Here is a 5,597-nt window from a genome sequence, read left to right on the forward strand (position 1 = left end):
CCGTGCCGCGCAGCTCGTCGCCCCCAGCCGAGCCGCCGAGCACCCCGCCCAGCGGGTCGGCCCCCTCGCCGCCGAGCACCCCACCCTGCGCCGCCTGCACGCCCGCGCGCAGCTTGCGCAGGGTGCTGTAGGCCGTGGCCATGGCGTCGAGCCGGATCTCCGGCGGGCTATCGCTGCTGGAGCAGATCACCTCGTAGTGCAGCTCGCTCTCGCGGGCAGCCTGCCCGACCATGGTCGTGATCGGCGCGGGCGCCGGGCGGGCCTCGCCCGAGCCGTCGCCGCCGAGCAGCAGCGCCCCGCCCGTGCTGATCAGCATCGCGCCGAGGGCGAATCCGCCGGTGGAGGTGCCGTCGAGCTGCACCTTGTACGATCCCACCGCCGGGCTGGGCACCACCACGATGTTGAGGTGCTTGCCGCTGTGGCCGTGGTCGCGCGCGCGGATGCGCCGCGAGCGCCGGCTGGGCGCGGTGTCCTCGGGGAAGGCCCCCAGCACGCCGGCCTGCGCCATCGGCGGGCCGGCCGGCGTCTGCACCCGCATCCGCACCGGCGAGGCGGTCATGATCACCAGCTGCGGCTCCTGGACCGGGGCCGCGCCCAGGGCCGGCGTGCGCACGCCGAGCTCGCCGAACAGCTGCGTCAGGACGGCCGGGTGGTCGGGCAGCGCGCCGTGGCTCACATTCACCGACGGCAGGTTCTTCGCCCGCGGGTGGCTGATCTGGGCGTTGGCCTGCAGCACGGTGTCGTCGCCGTCGCCCTCGACCTGGTCGCTGATCGGCACGCCGTCCGGGTAGAGCGCCGGGGTCGCGGGCGGCGTCGGCGGGGCGCCCACCACGATCTGGCGGATGGTGCTGAAGCCCACCCCGCTCAGCGTGGTGACGGCGGACACCTTGCTCAGCAGCGCCTCCACATTCGCCGGCAGGTTCAGGATATCCCCCCAGAGGTTGCGCTCGACCATGCGGTCCTCATCCTTAGGCGTCGGCGCGGCCCCCTGGCTGATCAGGTAGGTGTCGATCGGCAGCAGGTCGCGCACCGCCGGGATCTGGGTACGCATCGTGCGCAGCGGGTCGAGCTCAGTCTGGACGGGGTGGACGTGGCGCAGGTACCAGAGGTAGACGCCGAAGACCGTCTGCGTCGTCTGGTCGGCGCGGGTCACGCCGCTGCCCCAGCTGTAGTAGGCCTGGGCCGAGCCGCGGTGGGGCGTGCCGACGGTGATCAGCTGCGCGACATCGCCGGCGTAGCTCTGGCTCTGGATGTAGCTGCGGGCCACCAGGCCGCCCATGCTGTGGCAGATCAGAATCACCTTCGGCTGGCCGGAGCGCTGCTTGGCCCGGTCGATCCAGGGCTTGAGGTAGGTGATGGCGCTGTCCTTCACCGCCTTGCGCCAGTCGTAGAAGGCCACGAACAGATCCGTGTCGCGCACGTAGCCGGCCTTCTGGAAGCTCTCGACGAACTGCTTGCCGTAGCCGACGAAGGGCGGGAAGTCCCAGCCGCTCAGGGTGGGGCCGCGCCAGTCGAGCAGCACCGGTAGGTTGAACGATCCGGTGATCCCCGGGACGAACAGGACAGGTGTCTTGACCATGGTGCCTCCAAACGGAGGGTTAGGGAGGGACTCTCCCTCCCTAGAACCCACCCCTACTCCGGCCGGGTGGCGAGCTGGTGGCGGCTGAGGCGCGCGTAGGCACCGTCGCTGGCGAGCAGCTCGTCGGGGCTGCCGTCCTCAATGATCTGGCCCTGGTGCATGACGATGATCCGGTCGGCCCGGCGCACGGTGCTGAGCCGGTGGGCGATCACGATGCTGGTGCGGGCGCGCAGGATGCGCCCCAGGGCCTCCTGGATCAGCGTCTCGGTAGCAGTATCGATGCTGCTGGTGGCCTCGTCAAGCACCAGCACGCCCTCGGGGCTGAGGCAGAGCGCGCGGGCCAGGGCCAGCAGCTGGCGCTGGCCCACCGAGAGGTTCGCGCCGCCCGGCAGCACCTCGTAGTCGTAGCCGCCGGGCAGCTGGTTGATGAACCGGTCGGCGTTGGCCTCGCGGGCCGCCCGGCGCATGGCCTCGTCGCTGATGTCGTCGCGGTAGAGCCGGATGTTCATGGCGATGCTGCCCGCCAGGCAGACTGGGTCCTGCGGCACCACGGCCACGGCCCGGCGCAGGTCGGCCAGGGCGAGGTCGCGGATATTCACGCCGTCGAGGGAGACCGCGCCGCCCTGGGGGTCGTAGAAGCGGGCCAGCAGGCCGACCAGGCTGGACTTGCCGGCCCCGGTGGCCCCGACCACGGCCACGTTCTGGCCGGGCGGGATGCGCAGCGACACACCGCGCAGCACCGGCTCGCCGGGCAGGTAGGAGAACTGCACGTCGCGGAACTCCACCGCGCCGCGGATGTGAGGCAGGGCCGCCGGCCGCGCGGGCTCGCCGATCGAGGGCTTGGCGAGCAGGGTGCGCTGGATGCGCTCGGCGGCGCCGAGGCCGATCTGCACCGAGTTGTACTGCTCGGAGAGCCGCAGGATGGGCTGGAAGGCCCGCTCGGTGTACTGCACGAAGGCCACCAGGGTGCCGATGGTGGCCCAGCCGGCCAGCACGCCCTGGCCGCCGCCGTAGAGCAGGGCGGCCATGCCGAAGGCCGAGAGCACCTCGAGCACCGAGAGGAAGACCGCCGACTGGAAGCGCAGGTTGACCAGGGCGCGCCGGTAGGCGCTGTTGTAGCCGTCGAACTGCTGGTCGCTGGCGGCCTGGCGGCCGAAGAGCTGCACCAGCAGCATGCCCTGGATCTGCTCGTTGAGGAAGCTGCTGGTGCGGGCCAGGGCCGTGCGCTCGCCGGTGGACGAGCGCCGGATGCGGCGGCGGAAGTAGATCGTGATCGCCAGCAGCACCGGCAGCACCGCCAGCGAGATCAGGGCCAGCGCCCAGTTCACGCTGAACATAACGATGATGATCGCCACCAAGGTCACGCTCTCAGTGAGGATGATCACCACGCTGGAGGAGAGCAGGGCGTTGAGCGAGTCGATGTCGCCCACGATGCGGGCCACCAGGTCGCCCACGGGGTGCTTGCCGAAGAAGCCCTGGCCCTGGCGCAGCATATGCTCAAGCAGGCGCACCCGCAGGTCGGAGAGGGCGCGCTGGCCGGCCATCTGGAGGGCATAGACCTGGCCGTACTGCAGGACGAAGGCGCCCACGGCGACGCCGCCGTAGCTGAGGGCCAGCGGCCAGAGCCCGGCGGCGTCGCCCCTGGCGATCGGGCCGTCGATCGCCTGCTGGAGCAGGTAGGGCGGCAGCACGTTCAGGCCGGCGGCGACGGCGAGCATGACGCCGGCCAGCAGCAGGTAGCGCCAGTGGGGCGCCGCCGTCGTCAGCAGCAGCCAGAGCAGGGCGGCGTCCTGGCTCTGCTCTGAGGGTTTCTTTCGTGCCTTCTGGCCTGACATGCGTCGTTCTCCCCCCGAGATGGCGATACCCCCGGTTCCGTAGGGCCGAAGCATTCGCCCATGAGATCGTGGCTGACCGGCTATGCATCCGGGGCCGGCGGCGTCCGGTAGGGCCGAAGCATTCGCCCATGGATCATGGCTCGCCCGCTATGCATCCGGGGCGAATGCTTCGGCCCTACTCATCAATGATCTCCTCGGCCTGCTGGATCTCGCGGCGGTACATGGCCGCGTAGCGCCCGCCCACGGCGAGCAGCTCGCGGTGGGTGCCGCGCTCGATCACCCGGCCCTCATCCAGGACGATGATCTGCTCGGCGTCGCGCACCGAGGCCAGGCGCTGGCTGACGACCAGGCGCGTGCGCGGGGCGGGGTCGGCGGTCAGCTCGGCCAGGATCTCGGCGGCGGTGTGGGCGTCCACGCTGCTGAGCGAGTCGTCGAGCAGCAGGATGTGCGGGCTGCGGGCCAGGGCGCGGGCGATCGCCGTGCGCTGCTTCTGCCCGCCCGAGAGGGTGGCCCCGCGCTCGCCCACCACCGTGGCCATGCCCTGCGGCAGCTGCGGCAGATCGTTGCTCAGCCGGGCCGCCCGCACCGCCGCCCGCACCTCCTCGTCGGTGATGTCGGGGGCGCCCAGGGCGATGTTCTCGCGCAGCGACATGCCGAAGAGCAGGGTCTCCTGGGGCACGTAGGCCATGGCGGCGCGCAGAGAGTCGAGCTTTATCGCCCGCAGGTCGTGGCCGTCGAGCGTCACCCGGCCGGCGTCGGGGTCGCGCACGCGGGCGACCAGGCCGAGCAGGGTGCTCTTGCCGGCCCCGGTGGCCCCAACCACGCCGAGGGTGCTGCCGGCGGGGATGTCAATATCGACCTCGCGCAGCGCCCAGCGGCCCTCGGCCTGCACGCTGACGCCCTCGAAGCGCAGGTGGCCCCGCGCCGTAATGTCGATCGCGTCAGCGGCGTCGGCCACGGCGGGGCGGCGGCGCAGCACCTCGCCGATGCGTCCGGCGGCGGCGCTGCCCTGCTGGAGCCGCTCGAAGGCCCCGCTCAGGTTCTGGGCCGCGCCGTTGAGCAGGCCCAGGTAGACGATGAACTGCACGTACTCGCCCAGGGTGATCTGCCCGGAGATGATCAGGGCGCCGCCGACGCCCAGCACGATCGCGGCGGCCACGCGCACCAGCAGGCCCGGCAGGGTCGAGATCGCGGCCGAGCGCAGGGCGAAGGCGATGCTGCGCTCGGCGTAGCGATCATTGGTGGCCCGGAAGGCCCCCACGGCGGCGTGCTCCTGGCCGTAGGCCGTGATCATGCGCGCCGCGCTCAGGTGCTCCTGCGAGAACTGCGCGATGTGGGCCATCTCCTGCTGCACCTTGTCGAAGGCGCCCTCGACGATCCGCCCCAGGCCCACCTGCGCCCCCACGCTGATCACGAGCATCACCACCACCACGGCGGCCAGTCCCGGGCTGGTGACCGCCATCAGGGCGCAGCCGATCATGAGCAGCAGCAGGGCGTGCATCGACATCTGGAAGCCCGCCGAGTAGAAGCGCCAGATGTAGATGAAGTCGCTCGTCGCCCGCGAGAGCAGGTCGCCGATGCCGTACTGGCGCATCGTGCCCTGGTCGAAGGTCAGCAGCGTCTGAAAGAGGTCCTGGCTCATGCGGTAGGTGACGCCGGCGGCGATCTCGCCGGTGAGCATGCGCAGCAGGTAGCGGAAGACCGAGAGGATGGCGGCGAGCCCGATCAGGCCGGCGGCGTAGCGCAGCAGGATGTCGGGGCGCACGCCCGCGCCCAGCTCGTCGATGGCGCGGCCGAGCAGGGCTGGGCTGAAGGCGCTGGCCGAGGCCCCGATCAGGGCGTAGAGCGTGCCGCGCGCGAGCGCCCAGCGGTAGGGGCGCATGTACGGCAGCAGGAAGCGTAGGCCGGTTCGGTGCATGGATCTACTATACCCCCAGCCGTCAAGGAAAAGCTGGACGTGACGACTATATTGGACAAAAAGTACATCAAAAGTCTGAGATGCGGGCATGGCAGGCACATGCTGCGGCATCAGATTTTTTGGCAATACCGCAGAAGCAAGGCTGTGCGACGCCGCCCGCCGGGGGCTGAAGCCCCCGGCTCAGTCTACGAAGGCCGCTGAAGCGGCCTTCGTAGACTGAGAGCGCCCGTTTACGGGCCGGGCGTGAGCGCAGCGGGCGGGCGAC

Annotated in this window: 3 protein-coding genes; all 3 read right to left on the bottom strand. The window is 71.1% G+C overall.

What is annotated here, in order from left to right:
- On the bottom strand, positions 1-1,579 hold a 1,579-nt coding region (locus K2Z83_RS15335; RefSeq protein WP_220596069.1), incomplete at its 3' end, for a serine aminopeptidase domain-containing protein.
- Positions 1,580-1,632: 53 nt separating this feature from the next.
- The gene (locus K2Z83_RS15340) at positions 1,633-3,414 is read right to left on the bottom strand and encodes an ABC transporter ATP-binding protein (protein ID WP_220596070.1); all 1,782 of its coding nucleotides are present in this window, start codon (positions 3,412-3,414) and stop codon (positions 1,633-1,635) included.
- A 175-nt stretch (positions 3,415-3,589) separates the two neighbouring features.
- On the bottom strand, positions 3,590-5,332 hold the full coding sequence (locus tag K2Z83_RS15345; RefSeq protein ID WP_220596071.1) for an ABC transporter ATP-binding protein: 1,743 nt from the start codon (positions 5,330-5,332) through the stop codon (positions 3,590-3,592).
- Between the last annotated feature and the right edge of the window lie 265 nt (positions 5,333-5,597).

The organism is Oscillochloris sp. ZM17-4, from assembly GCF_019599295.1.
Taxonomy (GTDB): domain Bacteria; phylum Chloroflexota; class Chloroflexia; order Chloroflexales; family Chloroflexaceae; genus Oscillochloris.